Annotated in this window: 12 protein-coding genes; 6 read left to right on the forward strand and 6 right to left on the reverse strand. The window is 70.4% G+C overall.

The window, feature by feature from the left end; all coding sequences use genetic code 11:
* Positions 1–364 precede the first annotated feature (364 nt).
* On the forward strand, positions 365–1,801 hold the full coding sequence (locus OG741_RS36035; protein WP_405604774.1) for an FAD-dependent oxidoreductase: 1,437 nt from the start codon (positions 365–367) through the stop codon (positions 1,799–1,801).
* Between the two features lie 56 nt (positions 1,802–1,857).
* Here the strand turns inward: OG741_RS36035 and OG741_RS36040 are convergent, their stop codons facing one another.
* The 3 genes from OG741_RS36040 to OG741_RS36050 form a co-directional block, all read right to left on the reverse strand.
* Entirely contained in the window at positions 1,858–3,225 is a 1,368-nt protein-coding gene (locus OG741_RS36040; RefSeq protein WP_405604776.1) for a pyridoxal phosphate-dependent decarboxylase family protein, read from the reverse strand.
* A gap of 79 nt (positions 3,226–3,304) precedes the next feature.
* A complete protein-coding gene (nhaA, locus tag OG741_RS36045; protein ID WP_405604778.1) occupies positions 3,305–5,194 on the reverse strand; it encodes a Na+/H+ antiporter NhaA in 1,890 nt (629 codons plus the stop codon).
* 167 nt (positions 5,195–5,361) lie between these two features.
* On the reverse strand, positions 5,362–6,918 hold the full coding sequence (locus tag OG741_RS36050) for a M4 family metallopeptidase (protein ID WP_405604780.1): 1,557 nt from the start codon (positions 6,916–6,918) through the stop codon (positions 5,362–5,364).
* A 224-nt stretch (positions 6,919–7,142) separates the two neighbouring features.
* On the opposite strand from OG741_RS36050, the gene OG741_RS36055 reads away from it, so the two are divergent.
* Entirely contained in the window at positions 7,143–7,691 is a 549-nt protein-coding gene (locus OG741_RS36055; protein WP_405604782.1) for a CchlQ, read from the forward strand.
* Positions 7,692–7,709: 18 nt separating this feature from the next.
* On the opposite strand, the gene OG741_RS36060 is transcribed toward OG741_RS36055, so the two are convergent.
* Entirely contained in the window at positions 7,710–8,255 is a 546-nt protein-coding gene (locus tag OG741_RS36060) for a hypothetical protein (protein ID WP_405604784.1), read from the reverse strand.
* A 209-nt stretch (positions 8,256–8,464) separates the two neighbouring features.
* On the opposite strand from OG741_RS36060, the gene OG741_RS36065 reads away from it, so the two are divergent.
* From OG741_RS36065 to OG741_RS36080, 4 genes are all read left to right on the forward strand, one after another.
* Positions 8,465–9,250: a hypothetical protein gene (locus OG741_RS36065; protein ID WP_405604785.1), complete on the forward strand. Its 786-nt coding sequence runs from the start codon at positions 8,465–8,467 to the stop codon at positions 9,248–9,250.
* A complete protein-coding gene (locus OG741_RS36070; RefSeq protein WP_405604787.1) occupies positions 9,247–9,774 on the forward strand; it encodes a SixA phosphatase family protein in 528 nt (175 codons plus the stop codon). Before OG741_RS36065 ends, OG741_RS36070 begins: the two co-directional genes overlap by 4 nt.
* 106 nt (positions 9,775–9,880) lie before the next feature.
* Entirely contained in the window at positions 9,881–10,045 is a 165-nt protein-coding gene (rpmG, locus tag OG741_RS36075; protein WP_405604789.1) for a 50S ribosomal protein L33, read from the forward strand.
* 55 nt (positions 10,046–10,100) lie between these two features.
* Positions 10,101–10,358, forward strand: coding sequence for a type B 50S ribosomal protein L31 (locus tag OG741_RS36080; protein ID WP_361905831.1), 258 nt, complete (start codon positions 10,101–10,103; stop codon positions 10,356–10,358).
* Between the two features lie 57 nt (positions 10,359–10,415).
* On the opposite strand, the gene OG741_RS36085 is transcribed toward OG741_RS36080, so the two are convergent.
* Positions 10,416–10,874, reverse strand: coding sequence for a DUF5709 domain-containing protein (locus OG741_RS36085; RefSeq protein WP_361905829.1), 459 nt, complete (start codon positions 10,872–10,874; stop codon positions 10,416–10,418).
* A gap of 84 nt (positions 10,875–10,958) precedes the next feature.
* Positions 10,959–14,822: a helix-turn-helix domain-containing protein gene (locus OG741_RS36090; protein ID WP_405604791.1), complete on the reverse strand. Its 3,864-nt coding sequence runs from the start codon at positions 14,820–14,822 to the stop codon at positions 10,959–10,961.
* Positions 14,823–14,925: the final 103 nt, after the last annotated feature.

The raw sequence follows: 14,925 nt of genomic DNA on the forward strand, positions 1-14,925 counted from the left end.
GAGGTGAACCCTGCCGGCCCGCTCGAACACCAGGTGAATGCCGATGTCGTTGGCATGTGGATGCATGAAGGCTCCTCGGATGTCGGTGACTTGGGTCAGCGCTTGCACAACGTTGCTGATCAGCGGCGCGTAACGGTCGAGTCGTCGATTGAAAGTTCGACCTCTCCGCCCGGTGCTTGCCGGGACCGGGCAGCGGGGTCGTGATCCATAGTTCGAATCACCCGCGCGGGAATCGGTACCCGTTCTGGGGATTGCCTGGTGAGACGTCCGATATGTGTTGCAGCAGTGCGTCGCGTGATCTGCTCCTCCGGGCCGGGATACTGGTCGGACCTGGATCGACTCGCTGACCACGAGGGGCTGACGCATGGTGGACGACGTGCAGAACTACGGCAGTTGGCGACGGGGCGCGGACGCGCGTGGGCGCCACGCCGTTGTCATCGGGGGCAGCCTGGCCGGGCTGCTGGCGGCACACGTACTCGCCGAGCACGCCGACCGGGTGACGATCGTCGAGCGCGACCGGCTTCCCGAGAGCCCCGAGCCGCGTCCCGGCGTGCCGCAGGGGCGCCACGTGCATGTGCTGCTCGAAGGCGGACAGCTCGCCCTCGACGCTCTGCTGCCGGGTTTCATGGACGAGTTGAGGGCCTCGGGCGCGCCCCGGCTCGGTCAGCCGTCGGACATGGTGCAGTGGCAGAGCGGCCGCTGGTTCAGGCGTACCGAGCCGACCTCGTACATCTACACCGGCTCCCGCGGACAGGTCGAGCACCTGGTGCGCGAGCGCGTGCTGGCCAATCCGGCCATCACGACGGTCACATCGACGGAGGCAGTCGGGCTGCTGGGCGACGCCTCCCGGGTGCGGGGCGTGCTGCTGCGCCCGCGCGGCGAGGGCGCCCGCGCCGTCGGACAGGAGCCGCAAGCGCTCGAAGCCGACCTGGTGCTCGACGCCTCGGGACGCGGTTCGCGCGCCTCGCAGTGGCTGTCGGCGATGGGCGCGGAGCCCCCGGAGGAGGAGACCATCGACACCGGTCTCGCCTACGCCTCCCGCATCTACCACAACAAGAGCGGCAACCTCGGCTCCGATTCTCTCGGTTACTACGTCTTCCCCAACCCCTCGCAGGTGTGCGGCGGCGGAGTGCTGCCGCTGGAGGACGGCCGCCATCTGGTGACTCTGTCGGGTGTACGCGGCGACGAACCGCCCACGGACGAGGAGGGGTTCGAGGCGTTCGCGGCTCGTTTCCCGCACCCGTTCATCCATGACTGGATGCGCGAGGCCGAACCGGACACACCGCCCTTCGGATTCCGCCAGACGTCGAACCTCCGCCGCCGCTACGACCGCCCGGGCCGCCGCCCCGCCGGGTTCCTCGCGACGGGCGACGCGCTGTGCACGTTCAACCCGATCTACGGCCAGGGCATGGCGGTCGCCGCGATGAGTGCGGTGGCGCTGCGTGACGCGCTGGCCCACCCGCGGCGTACGCCGACGACACGCCATGTCCAGCAGGCGCTGTTCGAGGCGTCCCGCCAGGCCTGGGACATCTCGGCGGGCGCGGACAGGAAGATGCCGGGCGCGGTGGGCAACGCGGTCGGCACCCGGGCGGCGGACCGCGTGGCGGGCTGGTACCTGGCCCGCGTCCAGCAACGCTACCCGGGCGACCTCGTTGTGGGCCCTGCCTTCCGCTCCGTACTGACCTTGGCCTCACCCCTCACCGCACTTTTCGCACCGAAGGTGGCGAGGGCGGTGCTCTTCGGGCCGGTTCCCGCAACGCCCTCGGAGCCTCCGATGACGCGGGAGGCGGCGGGCGGCTGAGAGACCATCGGCGACGCGAGCCGGTCAAAGCGTCGTCGAGGATGGCGGCCGTCGCATCAGGCGCCGGCGGCCGCGCGCCGGATCGCGTCCAGCGCGCGCTCCACGTCCTCGTCCGTCGTCGACCAGTTGCTCACCGAGATCCGCATGACGCGGCGGCCGTGCCAGATGGAGCCGCTGATCCACGCCGTGCCGTCGGCGAGCAGCCGGGTCAGTACCCGTTCCGTGCGTTCCTCGTTGCCGAACTCGGCGCAGACCTGGGTGAACTCCACGTCGTTGAGCACCGTCGCCCCGTCGATCCCGGAGATACCGGTCGCGAACGCGGAGGCGTGCCGGCACAGCCGGTCGATCAGGTCGGCCACACCGGACCGGCCGAGCGATCTGAGGGCGGCCCACACCGTGAACGCCCTGCCACGGCGGGAGAGTTCGGGAACCTTGTCGATGGGGTCGCCGTGTTCGTCCTGGATGAGGTAATCGCCTTGGAGGCCCATCGCCGCGCGGACCGCGGACGGGTCGCGCACGATGGCGAGGCCGCAGTCGTACGGAACGTTCAGGGTTTTGTGGGCATCCGTCGCCCACGAGTCGGCGTCGGCGCAGCCCGCCATCAGATGCGCGTACGTCGGTGAGGCGGCCGCCCACAGTCCGAACGCCCCGTCGACGTGCACCCACGCGTCCGCCTCATGAGCGGCGCCGACCGTCTCGGTGAAGGGGTCGAAGGCACCGGAGTGGATGTCTCCCGCCTGGAGGATCACGATCGTGGGGCGCTGTCCGCCGGCGACCAGAGCGTGCCGCAGCGCCTCGGGCTCGATGCGTCCCTGATCGTCCGCCTTCACCAGTTCGGGTTGGCCGAGCCCCAGGTAGCGCAGGCCCAGGTCGATGGCCATGTGGCGGTCCGCGCCCGCGATGACATGTACGGGCGGTCCGCCCGCGAGCCCGTCGCGGGCGACGTTCCAGCCTGCGCGCCGCAGTACCGCGTCGCGTCCGGCGGCGAGGCAGGTGAAGCTCGACATCGTGGCGCCCGTGGTGAAGCCGACGGCACTGCCGGCAGGCAGACCCAGCAGGTCGAGCAGCCACGCGCCGGCGATGTCCTCCGCCGCCGCGTGCGCGGGCGAGACGGCGCGCATGACGCTGTTCTGGTCCCAGGCGCTGACCAGCCAGTCGGTGGCCAGCGCGGCCGGTTCACTGCCGCCGACCACGAACCCGTAGAAGCGGCCGCTGGGAAACGCGGTGAGTCCCGGCTCGCAGGCGGTGGCCAGCAGCTCGACGACGTCGGCGGGAGTGCTCGAATCCTCCGGCAGCTCGGTCCCGAGCGCGCGCACGATCTCGTCGACCGAGGCACGAGCCGGAACGGGGCGATCGGACAGGCTCGCCAGCCAGCGGACGGCATGGTCGTACGCCTGGTGCAGCGCTGTCTCCCGCGCGTCCATGCCTCGGACTATGGGACAGGTGCGGCCGCCACGCAACCGGAGGCGGAAGCGGGGCGGAACCGGGGGCGGAACCGGTCGGCTATCTCTGGCGGACGGCTGCCCGCTGGCGGGCCGTTCGTACGGCGGCGGAGAGGTGGCCGATGTCGTAGGCGCCGTGGTGGCGGATCCCGTTGATGAAGAAGGTCGGTGTCCCGGACACGCCGCTGAGGTCGGCGGATTCCACGTCCTCGGCCACCCGTCCCGCGCCCATCCGATTGCGCAGGTCGCGCACGAAACGCTGGACGTCCAGGCCGATCTGCTCCGCGTAGCGGACCAGGTCCGTGGGCTTCAGCGCGTCCTGGTGTTCCATGAGGACGTCGTGCATCCGCCAGAAGGCGTCCTGCACGGCCGCGGCCTCGGACGCTTCCGCGGCGAGCTGCGCCCGGGGGTGGACGTCGGTCAGGGGCAGGTGCCGCCAGACGTAGCGGACATCTCCGAAGTCGGCGAGGAGAGCGCGGACAACGGGTTCCGCCTGACCGCAGTAGGGGCATTCGAAGTCGCCGTACTCGACCATGGTCACCGCGGCGTCAGGGCGCCCGCGGATGTGGTCGCGTTCGGGGTCGACAGGCGCGGCCAGGTCGACGATGCCCTCTGTCGCGCCCAGCAGCGCACGAATCTGCGTACGGCGCGGCAGTAGCCGGATCACGGCCGTGACCGCCCAGGTGAGGGCGAAGGCGCAGATCACCGCGCTGAGGATGCCGATCTTCGCCTGTTCCAGCTGGTCGCCGCTGAAGGCGAGGGTCGCGATCAGCAGCGACACGGTGAACCCCACGCCCGCGATGGTGCCGCCGGCCGCCGTCGCGCCCCAGCCGACCGGCGGGCGCAGCTGCCCGTGGCTGAAGCGGAACGCCAGCCACGACGTACCGAGAACCGCGATCGGCTTGCCCAGGACGAAGCCGAGCAGGACCCCGAGCGTGACGGGTGAGTCCGCGGCGCGCGACAGCTGTTCGGCACTGATCGGAATGCCTGTATTGGCCAGCGCGAACAGCGGCACGATCACGTAGCTCGTCCATGGGTGGTACATCCGCTGCAGCCGCTCGTTCGGCGAGATGGCCGATGCGAGCCCCTGCCGTACCGAGCGCTCGAGTTCCGGTGTCGGCTGCTCGCGGAACAGCCGGAACAGCCCGCTCGCCCGCTCCAGGTCGCTCCGGGCCGCCGGATACGCGTACGTGATCAGCCCGACGGCCAGACCGGTGACCACCGGGTCGACACCGGACTTCAGCAGTGCCGTCCAGGTCGCGATCCCGAGCAGCGCGTACACCGGACCCTGGCGTACGCCTGCGGCCCGCAGCACCAGGATCCCGCCGAAAATGCCCAGCGCCACCAGGAGGGCCGGGACGACGATGCGGTCACTGTAGGCGACCGCGATGACGCCGAGCGCGACGAAGTCGTCGACGACGGTGACCGTGAGGATGAAGACCCGCAGGCCGGCCGGGAGGCGTGAGCCGAGCAGGGCGAGCATGCCGAGGGCGAAGGCGGTGTCCGTGGACATCGCGACGCCCCAGCCGTGCACCGAGGCGTGGCCGCCGTTGATAGCCAGAAAGATGGCCACCGGGACGACCATGCCGGCGATGCCGACGAGCAGCGGCAGCGTGACGCGTCGCCGTTCGCGCAGTTCGCCCATGTCGAACTCCCGCCGGGCTTCGAGTCCGACGACGAAGAAGAACAGCGTCATCAGCCCGTTGTTGACCCAGTCGCGCAGGTCGAGCGACACACCATGGGAGCCCAGCTCCAGCGACAGGTGCGTGCCCCAGAAGGTGTCGTAGGAGCCGGGCCAGACATTTGCCCATACGAGCGCCGCCACGACCGCGGCCAGCAGGAACGTGGCACTGCCCGTCTCGGTCTGGAGAAAGTGCCGCCACGGCGTCCGCGTGTCGTCGCCGTACACGGTCTGCCCGGACAGGCTTCCGGCCGCGGAGGGTTCGGTCACTCGGTGATTCTCTCCCGTACCCGGCCCTCGAGCCTGCTGTCGCGCGGCTCGCCGTGTCACCCGTGGTGTCGCCGGGCCCCGCAGCGGTGGGCGACGACGCCAGTACGGCATCGTCCAAGGCCGAAACAGCACCCACCGCCACGGCGCGGCGTCCAGACGGACGCCGGTTACTTCACGTTGACCGCGCCCCAGGCGGCGGCGACCGTCTTCGCCTCCGTGCCGTCCGCGCCGTACAGGTCGTTGGCCGCCTTCACGGTCGCCTCACGGGCGGCCTTGTAGTCGGTCGTCGAGGTCATGTACGCGGTGAGCGCCTTGTACCAGATCTTGTAGGCCTTCTCCCGGCCGATCCCGGTGACCGTCGAGCCGTCCGAGGTCGGTGAGTCGTAGTCGACTCCGTTGATCGTCTTCTTGCCGCTGCCCTCCGACAGCAGGTAGAAGAAGTGGTTCGCGATGCCGGAGGAGAAGTGGACATCCACATCCCCGGCGCCTGCCTTCCAGGCGTCCAGGGACTTCCCGTCCTTGCTGGGCTTGTCCATGTAACGCAGCGGCGTGCCGTCGCCGTTGATGTCGATCTCTTCGCCGATGAGGTAGTCGCCGATGTCCTCCTTGTTGTTGGCGAAGAACTCCACCGAGGTGCCGAAGATGTCGCTGGTCGCCTCGTTGAGACCGCCCGACTCGCCGCTGTACTCGAGACCCGCGGTCCGGGAGGTGAGGCCGTGGCTCATCTCGTGCCCGGCCACGTCGAGCTCGGTGAGGGACTTCTTGTCGCCCTCGCCGTCGCCGTACGTCATGCAGAAGCAGCTGTCGTCCCAGAAGGCGTTGACGTACGACTGGCCGTAGTGGACCCGGGAGTACGCGGCCTTGCCGTCGCCCGCGATACCGCTGCGGCCGAGCTCGGCCTTGTAGAAGTCCCATGTCATGGCGGCGCCGTAGGCGGCGTCGACGCCGGCGGTCTGCCGGTTGTCGTTGCTGCCGCTGCCCCACTTGTCGTCGTCGTCCGTGAGCAGCTTGCCGGTACCGCTCTGGCCCTGGTTGAGGTCGTACGTCTTGTGGCCTCCGCGCTCGCCGTCGGTGAGCTCGAATCCGGCGCCGTTCTTGGTGGTGGTGAGGGGGACCTCGCCGCTGTACTGGCTGGCGCCGGTGCCCGTCTCGATGGCCTCGTACTGGTGCAGCTTCCTGCCCGTGGTGGCGTCCGTGACGATGTGCAGTCTGCTCGGCGTACCGTCCTTCTGCACACCGGTCTTGACGGTCTCGAAGGCGAGTACGGGCTTGCCGTCGCGCGCCCAGATCACCTTGCGGGCGCCGGCCGCGGCCTTGCGTACGGCATCGGTGGTCGCCACCGATATCCGGGCGTCGTTCGCCTTGTCCACGTTCTTGAGACTGCCGCTCCGGGCGGTGTGGGTGACGAGGTCACCGCCGAGGACGGGAAGGGAGGCGTACGTGCGCTCGTAGCGGGTGTGCACGGTGCCGTCGGCGTCCTTGATGACGTCACGGACGACCAGCTTCTCCTTGGCGCCGAGGCCGAGCTCTGCCGCGGCCGAAGTGGCGTCGGCCTGAGCGGACTTGATGGCCGCGGCACGCGCGGACACGCTCGTCGGGGCGGGGGTGGGGTCGCCCGCGCGGTCGGGTGCGGTAGAGGCGGAAGCGGTCTGTACGCCGACGACCACCATGGCGGCCGTGGCCACGAGGGCAGCGGCACGCCGGGTGTTCTTGTGGGGGGTCATGCGATCTCCGTCGCTCGGTCTGTGGGGGGTAGATCGCTCTCGAACGTGTCACCGACCGAACGAAATTGACAGAGTGTCAACAATTACCTCACAACTTTTTGACCAGTTCTTGTCCGAATGGAAGTCAGTGTTGTCCGTTACCCGGCGAGAGACCCCCCTCTGTTCCGGGCACCGAGGCACGCGTAGATTCCAGGCTTTGACGTTTGATCACTTCTGGGGGAGACGTGGACTGGGGGACGCTCGTCGCGGCGGTCAGCGGTGGCTCCATCGCCATTTCCGGCACCGTTCTGGCCGACTACCTTCGCCATCGCCATGAACAGGACCGCGGCGTGGGGGAGCGGCGACGGGCCGTGTACATCGAGTTCATCTCCGCCGCCGGAGCCTGCCACGCGCGGCTGCGCCAGATCGCCCAGGCCCCGGGCGCCGAAGCCGACGTGGACAGGGCGGCCCGCGAGGCGCTGAGCGATGCGGCGATTCATGAAGTACGGGAACGGCTGTTCATCGACGCGACCACCGAGGTCGCCGCTGCGGGACAGTCGATGTTCCAGCAGCTGCGGGCTCTGCAACGTACGGTCGCGGCAGGCGAGTCGCTGACATCACCCGCCTTCCACGACGCCTACCACCCCTACATCGGCGCGGTCTGGACCTATCGGGTCGCCGTGCGCGGGGAGTTGGAAGGGAAGCCGCTCGCGCCCGAGGATTTCGGATGGGGCGGGTGGGACGGGAGGGACCGATGCCCGATCTGTCAGGCCGCCGTCGTCACCGGGACGTAGGCGACGGGCTCCTGCCGCTCAGAACCGGCTCTTCTCGTCCGGACTGCTGTCCGATGCGGCCCGGACCTGGTCACGCAGCTCGCGGAGAGCGTCGGCAGGCGCCCCCAGTCCGTTCAGCCCGAGCCGCGCGGCCTCCACACGGGAGTCCGGGTTCGTACTGAAGGCGAAGACGAGCGACTGGTGCAGCATCCACTGGTGGTAGGACAGCAGCCGTGCGGCGCGTTCGCGGACCTCGGCGACGTCGCCGTCCGCGGGCAGGGCGCGCACCATCCCCCGCAGGCGGTGGTAGACCACCACCTGCTCCCCGGCCGCTTTGGCGACGGCACCCGGTACCGCCTCCGGCTCTCCGCACGCGGCCACCACCTGGTCGGCCCGCGGCTGCGCGGCGACCGCCGCGTCGAGCACGTCCGCCAGGGTCCTGAGCTGCTCGGACCGAGCGGGCCGCTCGGCAGTCGTACGTCCGGCGGGCGGCCGGCGCCCGAGCACGCGGGCCGCGCGGTGCAGCAGATCCTGTGTGACAAGGGATATGCGGGACGGAGGGTGGTGAGCGGCATGTACGGGCATGGCTCCTCCTGGTCACAGCCCGACCAGATCTCATCAGTGGAAGATCAAAAGGTGCGGTGAAGCCCCCTGGGTCCTGTCCGGCTTGCTGTGCGCGCACCTTCAGTGTGCGCCGTCCATCGCCCGGTGGCACTGCTCCGATGCTGCGTGGTTCACGGCGCCGTCGACCGGCGTCCCGCACACCGGAGGTTCCCGGGACTAGCCTCCACAGCATGCTGCGTATCGCCGACACCCGCACCGGTAACCTCGTGGAGATTCCCCCCGGCCACCGCCATCTGCTGCGCATCTGCGTCCACCTGCCGGTCATCGGCACCGCGACCGACACCCCGGTCGGCGCGGCGGATCTGCGGGCGCCCCTGGTCGGCGACGTGCTGGCGCGCGCGGCGGAGCTGCACGGCCTGCAGGCCGTCTTGGTCCTCACCGCACCGGACCTGCCGTACGAGCGGGCCCGGGATCTCGACCGAGCCATGGCCGCACTCGGCATCCATCCGCCCGCCGCCCTCGACACTCACGATGCGACCGGGTCACGGGGCGCCCCCGCCGACGTGCACCTGTTCGCTGACGGCACCGACAGCGACGCCGCCGACGGCGCGCGGATCGATGTGGGCGGCGTCAGCCCTGGAACTCCGGACGACGCGGGCACCGAGGATCCCCTCGCTGTCAGGATGCTTCTTCTCGGCCACGCACACGGCGTGCCGGTCACCGTCACCCCCGTCGCGCTCGCCGAAGCCGGCAGGGCACTGTGGCACTGGCGACAACAGGTGGCCGACTGGGCGCAGGAGCCGTCCCGGCCGATCCCCGCCGACCTGCGGCGACAGGCTTATGCCGCGCTCGACGACAATCTCGGCGTCCCCGCCGTCCTGGACTTGCTGTCCGACCTGGAGCGGGACCCGGACGTCCCGTCCGGAGCGAAGTTCGAGACCTTCGCCCATCTCGACCGTGTCCTCGGACTTGACCTGGCACGCGAGGTCGGCCACCAGCACCGGGAGACGAGATGACAGCCGCAGACCTCCGGCGCCTGGTCGTGCTGCGGCACGCCAAGTCCGCCTGGCCCGACGATGTGGCCGACCATGAGCGGCCTCTGGCCCCGCGCGGCCGACGCGACGCCCCGGCCGCGGGCCGCTGGCTGCGCGAGGCCGACTGCCTCCCTGACCTCGCTCTCTGCTCCACCGCCCGCCGCACGCGCCGGACGTGGGACCTCGCCTCGGCGGAGTTCGGCGTCACGACGCCGGTGATCCACGACGTACGCCTCTACGGCGCGACCGCGACGGAATTGCTCGACGTCGTACGGGAGGCTCCCGCCCACGTACGCACGCTGATGCTGATCGGGCACAACCCTGGCATGCAGGACCTGGTCCTGATGCTGGCCGGCGAGGCGGACGGCCTGGCGCTGGAGCGGACGCGGATGAAATTCCCGACGTCCGCCATCGCTGTCCTGCGGGTGCCGGGCGCCTGGTCGGATCTCCACCGGGGGGCAGCCCGGCTGACCGAGATGGTCGTGCCTCGCGGCGCGAAGCCCTGATCCGTCGCACCGATGTCCACCTGAGGGGCCGGGGAATGCGACGGGACCTCGGTGCGTTACCGCCAACAGCACGCTACTGGTAACGACGACCATCTGGAGGCACCGCATGGCACGAAGCGACACCCGACCGGTCATCACGCTCCGGTCGACTGCCGGAACCGGTCACACCTACGTCACCCGCAAGAACCGGCGCAACAACCCCGAGCGCCTGCTCCTGCGCAAGTACGACCCCACATTCGGCCGGCACGTCGTGTTCCGCGAGGAACGCTGACCGGCTCACACACTCCGCACTGGCCAAACGCCCGTCTCAAGCGAAGGATTCGCGCATGAAGTCTCGTATCCACCCCATATCCCGGCCGGTCGTCTTCCGTGACCGTGCGGCGGGCACCGCGTTCCTGACGACCTCGACCGCGGACTCCACCCAGCGCGTGGAGTGGGAGGACGGCAACACCTACCCCGTCATCGACGTGGAGATCTCCTCTGCCAGCCATCCGTTCTACACCGGAACCTCGCGGGTCGTGGACACCGCCGGCCGCATCGAACGGTTCGAGCGCCGCTACGCATCCGCGGCCTCCCGGGGCTGACCACCCCTCGCCCCGCGGTGGGCGCTCAGCCGGGCGCCCACCGCAGTCATGTGCGGGTCAGAACTGCTCGGACTCCGGGATCAGATGCATCGCCGCCTCCTCCGCCGAGGCGGCGCCGTCGATACCGACGTCGGTAGCGATCATGTCCTTCTCCAGGCCGGAGTGCGCCCCCTCGTCAGGGGCCACGAGCCGGCCGGCGCGTTCCTCCCCGACCTCGTCGTCGATCAGCTCCCCGTCCGTGTCCCAGGCGTCTCCCAGCCCGTCGCCGACGGGAACGGTGACGTCGGGTGTTTCCTCGGCCAGCCGCTCGTCCAGGCTCTCGCCGCGGTGCTGCTCCTCCGCGGTGGTGCCCACCCGGTCCACGGCCCACGGCCGCTCCGGTGGGGAGTATCCGTCGGAGAGGATCTGCAGCGCGGGATCCTCGAGCGTGTCTTCGGCGTCCAGCAGCCCGGCGTCGTCCCGTACCTCGGACCCGTCCGGCTGGTAGACCTCGTCGCCCATGGAGCTCTCGCTCATGTCTCCTCCTCACGGCCCTGTGTTTTCAGTTTCCGCCAGGTTGCGGCGCCAGGCTCCTCGTGGAGCGCATTTCTGCCGGCTCGATCACGGACGGCCGCAGCCGGAGCCGGGGGAGAGGGAAAGTACGGGCATCAGCTTGTCCCGCTCATCGGGGCCGATGGTGGCTCTCAGCCGGCAGATCTCCGCCAGCCGGGCAGCGGTGTCCAGATTCCAGAGCCGTACGGTGCCGTCGTTGCTGCTGCTGGCCACCGTCCGCCCGTCGGGCGCGAAGGCGACGCCCCACACCGCGTTGCTGTGACCGGCCAGAGCCGCCACCAAACGGCGCCCGGGAACGTCCCACAACCGCACGGTCCGGTCATTGCCGCTGCTCGCCAGGGTGCGGCCGTCGGCGGAGAAGGCGACCCCCCGTACGGAGCCGGTGTGGCCGGTCAGTATCGCCACCGTGCGGCGCCGCGTGGTGTCCCACAGCCGTACGCTGCCGTCGTTGCTGCTGCTCGCGAGAGCCACCCCGTCGGGACCGAAGTCCACACCCCGCACCGCGCCGGTGTGGCCGGTGAGCGAGGCCAGCGCGCGGCGCCCCGGCACGTCCCACAGCCGCACGGTCAGATCGTCCCCCGCGCTTGCCAGGGTCCGGCCGTCGGGGCTGAAGGCGACATCGTTGGCGAAGTCGGTGTGGCCGGTGAGTGTGGCGAGCAGCCGCCGCTGCGCGAGGTCCCACAGGCGGATGGTGCGGTCGGATCCGGCGGAGGCCAGGGTGTGTCCGTCGGGGCTGAAGGTCACCGAGAACACTGCTCCGGTGTGGCCGGTGAGTGTGGCGAGCAGCCGTCGCCGCGACAGGTCCCACAGGCGGATGGTGCGGTCGGATCCGGCGGAGGCCAGGGTGCGTCCGTCGGGGCTGAAGGTCACCGAGAACACGGTTCCGCTGTGTCCGTTGAAGGTGGCGAGCAGACGCCGTCCCGGCACGTCCCACAGCCGAACCGTGTGATCTGCGTCCGCCGTCGCCAGCTGCCCGCCGTCCGGGCTGTAGGCGGCCTTCCAGATCTCGGTGAACGGACGCGCCGTCAGGACCGATCTGCGCAGGTCCCACAGCACAACGGAGTCGTCGAACCCGGCCGTGGCCACCACCGAGCCGCCGGAGTCGACTGCCACCCCCTGTACGTAGTCGGTGTGGCCGGACAGCGTGCTGGTCAGGCGGCCGCCGCGCACGTCCCACAGACGGGTTGAGCCGTCGCCGCCCGCGCTGATCACCGTGGTGCCGTCCGGCGTGTAGGCGACGGCGTTGATGTCGTCGCTGTGCCCGGTCAGCGTCGCGGTCGTCCGGCGGCCCGCCAGGTCCCACAGGCGCACGGCCCGGTCGACGCCGCCACTGACGACGCTTCGCCCGTCCGGAGCGAACGCAACTCCCAGTACCTCGTCGGTATGACCCCGGAGCACGGCCTTCGGGCGGGCATGGACCGCGTCCCACAGCCGTACGGTGCGATCCGCGCCGGCGGACACCAGGGTCAGGCCGTCCGGGGCGTAGGCAAGGGCGTTGATGTCTCCGTCATGACCGGCGAGGGTCGCCATGGCGCTGTGGTCCCCCGAGGCCCGCCACAGCCTGATCCTTCCGTCGGAACCGGCGGTGGCGAGCGCCGTCCCGTGGGGGGTGAAGGCCAGTGCCCGGCTGGCTCTGGTGGCGGCGGGAAGAACAGCTTTCGTACGGTGGCTCGTGGTGTCCCAGAGCCGTACGGGGCCGTCGGTCGAGGTCGCGGCGAGAGTGCGCCCGTCGGGGCTGAAGGCGACCGCACGCACTCGCCCCGGGACAGTGAACGTCGCGATCTGCCGGCGGTCGGCCACTCGCCACAGCTTCACCGTGCCGTCGGAACTGGCCGTTGCCAGCGACCTGTTGTCCGGGGCGAAGACCACGCAATTGACCGGACCGCTGTGTCCCGTGAGCCGGGCGGAGAAGTACTGCGCCTGCGTGCTGAGCAGGGCTCCGCGCGCCTCTGTCGTCGCCGAGGTGCGGTAGGCCTGCTCCGCCAGCAGCAGCGACGCCTCCGGCTGGCCCGCTGCCAGAGAGGTGGACTGTGCGGCAAGGGCCTGTGATCGGGCGACGCGTCCCTGGGAGAGTGCGCCGGCGCGCTGGTGATAGGCGAGGGCGCCGGCGGTGACGGCGAGGAGCAGCAGCACGGCGAGTGTGGCCAGGAGTCTGCGCTGCTGCCGGACCTGGCGCCTGGCGCGCTCCTCCGTGCTGCGTTGTTCCGCCTGACTGGACTGAAGGAACTGCCCTTCCAGCGGGGCGAGTTGGGTCCGGCCGTCGAGATCGTCGGCCCAGCCGCGGACGGCGGCGAGCCGGCTGCCGCGGTAGAGATGGGAAGGGTCGCGCCCCTCGCGCTCCCATTCGCCCGCGTCGTGGGCCAGTTGCTGATGGATCAGAAGTCCCGCGCGGTCGGCGTTGATCCAGCCGTGCAGTCGTGGCCAGGCGTGCAGGAGGGCCTCGTGGGTGATCTCCACGGTGTCCCGGTCGAGGGTGATGAGCCGGGCCCGTACGAAGGCGTCGAGCGCCGCGGCCGCCCCGTCCGTGTCCACCAGCTGTTCCATCAGAGAGGTCCGGCTCATCCGGCGCCGGGTCGGCCCGGCGCCGTCGGCGACATGGACCAGCCGTACCAGGATGCGGCGGATCGTCTTCTGTTCCACCGGGTAGAGGCGCGCGAACACGTCCTCGGCGGTGCGCGCGATCGCGCCCTGGATGCCGCCGGTGCGCTCGTATCCGGCGACCGTCAGCGTGGAGCCGTCGCGTTGCTGCCAGGTGGCTCTCAGCGTGTGGGACAGGAGGGGCAGTGCGCCGGGCGGCGTGTGGTGGGGCGGCCTGCCCGGCTCGTCGCGTAACCCCGCGTCACGGAGAAGGAGTTGGACCAGCCCCGGTTCGAGTGTCAGACCGGCCAGCTCCGCCGGACGGGTGATCGACTCCTGCAGTTCCTCCATGGACATCGGGGGCAGTACGAACAGTGCGTCCGTGAAGACGGAAGCCAGTTCGGGAACGTCGAGGCAGTGCCCGGAGAAGTCGGCCCGCACACCGAAGACAACGACTGCCGGACTCTGTTCGCCTGCCGCAGGTCCGGACGTGGCCACCGCCGAGAGCACGGATACGAACGCGCGCCGCTCGGCCTCGTCCGCGCACAGGGTGAAGAGCTCCTCGAACTGATCGACGAGTAACACCAGTCGGCTGGGAGGAGGTTCGCGGTCCCCGGGGCCCGCGGGTGGTGGGGCCGACATCGTGCGGACGGCGTCCAGCAGCACATGCGGGCGGTCCTGCAACTCCTGGGCGGTGATGCCGAGAGAGGTGCCGAGGACCTTCCCGGTACAGTCCAGGAGTTCGTCCAGCGGATGAGCCGTGGGGGTGAACATCACCACGGGCCACGCGTCCGCACCCGGCATGGGGAAGGCGCCCCTGCGGCGCAGGGCGGGCACAAGGCCGGCGTTGAGCAGCGAGGACTTGCCCCCTCCGGAGGGCGCGACAAGCAACAGCGGTCCGCCGCCGATCCGTTCGAAGACCCGGTCGACCAGGGTGGCGGTGACACGCTCGCGCCCGAAGAACCATCCGGCATCGTGCGACGTGTACGCCGACAGGCCCTGGTACGGACATTCGCCGCCGGACTCCGGCCCCGCCGGGGCACCCGTAGCCCTGCCGGTGTCCGGTGAGGCAGCCTCGGGCAACAGGCGCAGCAGCTCGCCACCTGCTCGCAGCACCTGGTCACAGCGCCGCGCGACGTCCAAGGTCGCAGGCTTCGAACCTGTCTCGATCTTGCTCAAGTAGCCTTTGCTGTAGTGCGTCTGACGCGCCAGGTCGGCCAGTGACAGGCCTCGCCGGCCGCGCAGGCGCCTCAGTTGCGCGGGGAACGACACCGCCGCGCCGTCAGGTAACTCGCCCTGGTCGATGGGCTCCTGTCCATCCTGCTGCTCCCACAAAGAGCACCCCTTGGCATTTCGTGCGCAAGCCACGGTACGGCTGGTCACAGGCTACAGCGGGGGTCGGACCGTGATCCGGTGACTTTCGGCCGATGGCCGTCAC

This window comes from Streptomyces sp. NBC_01410, from assembly GCF_045040195.1.
Lineage (GTDB): Bacteria > Actinomycetota > Actinomycetes > Streptomycetales > Streptomycetaceae > Streptomyces.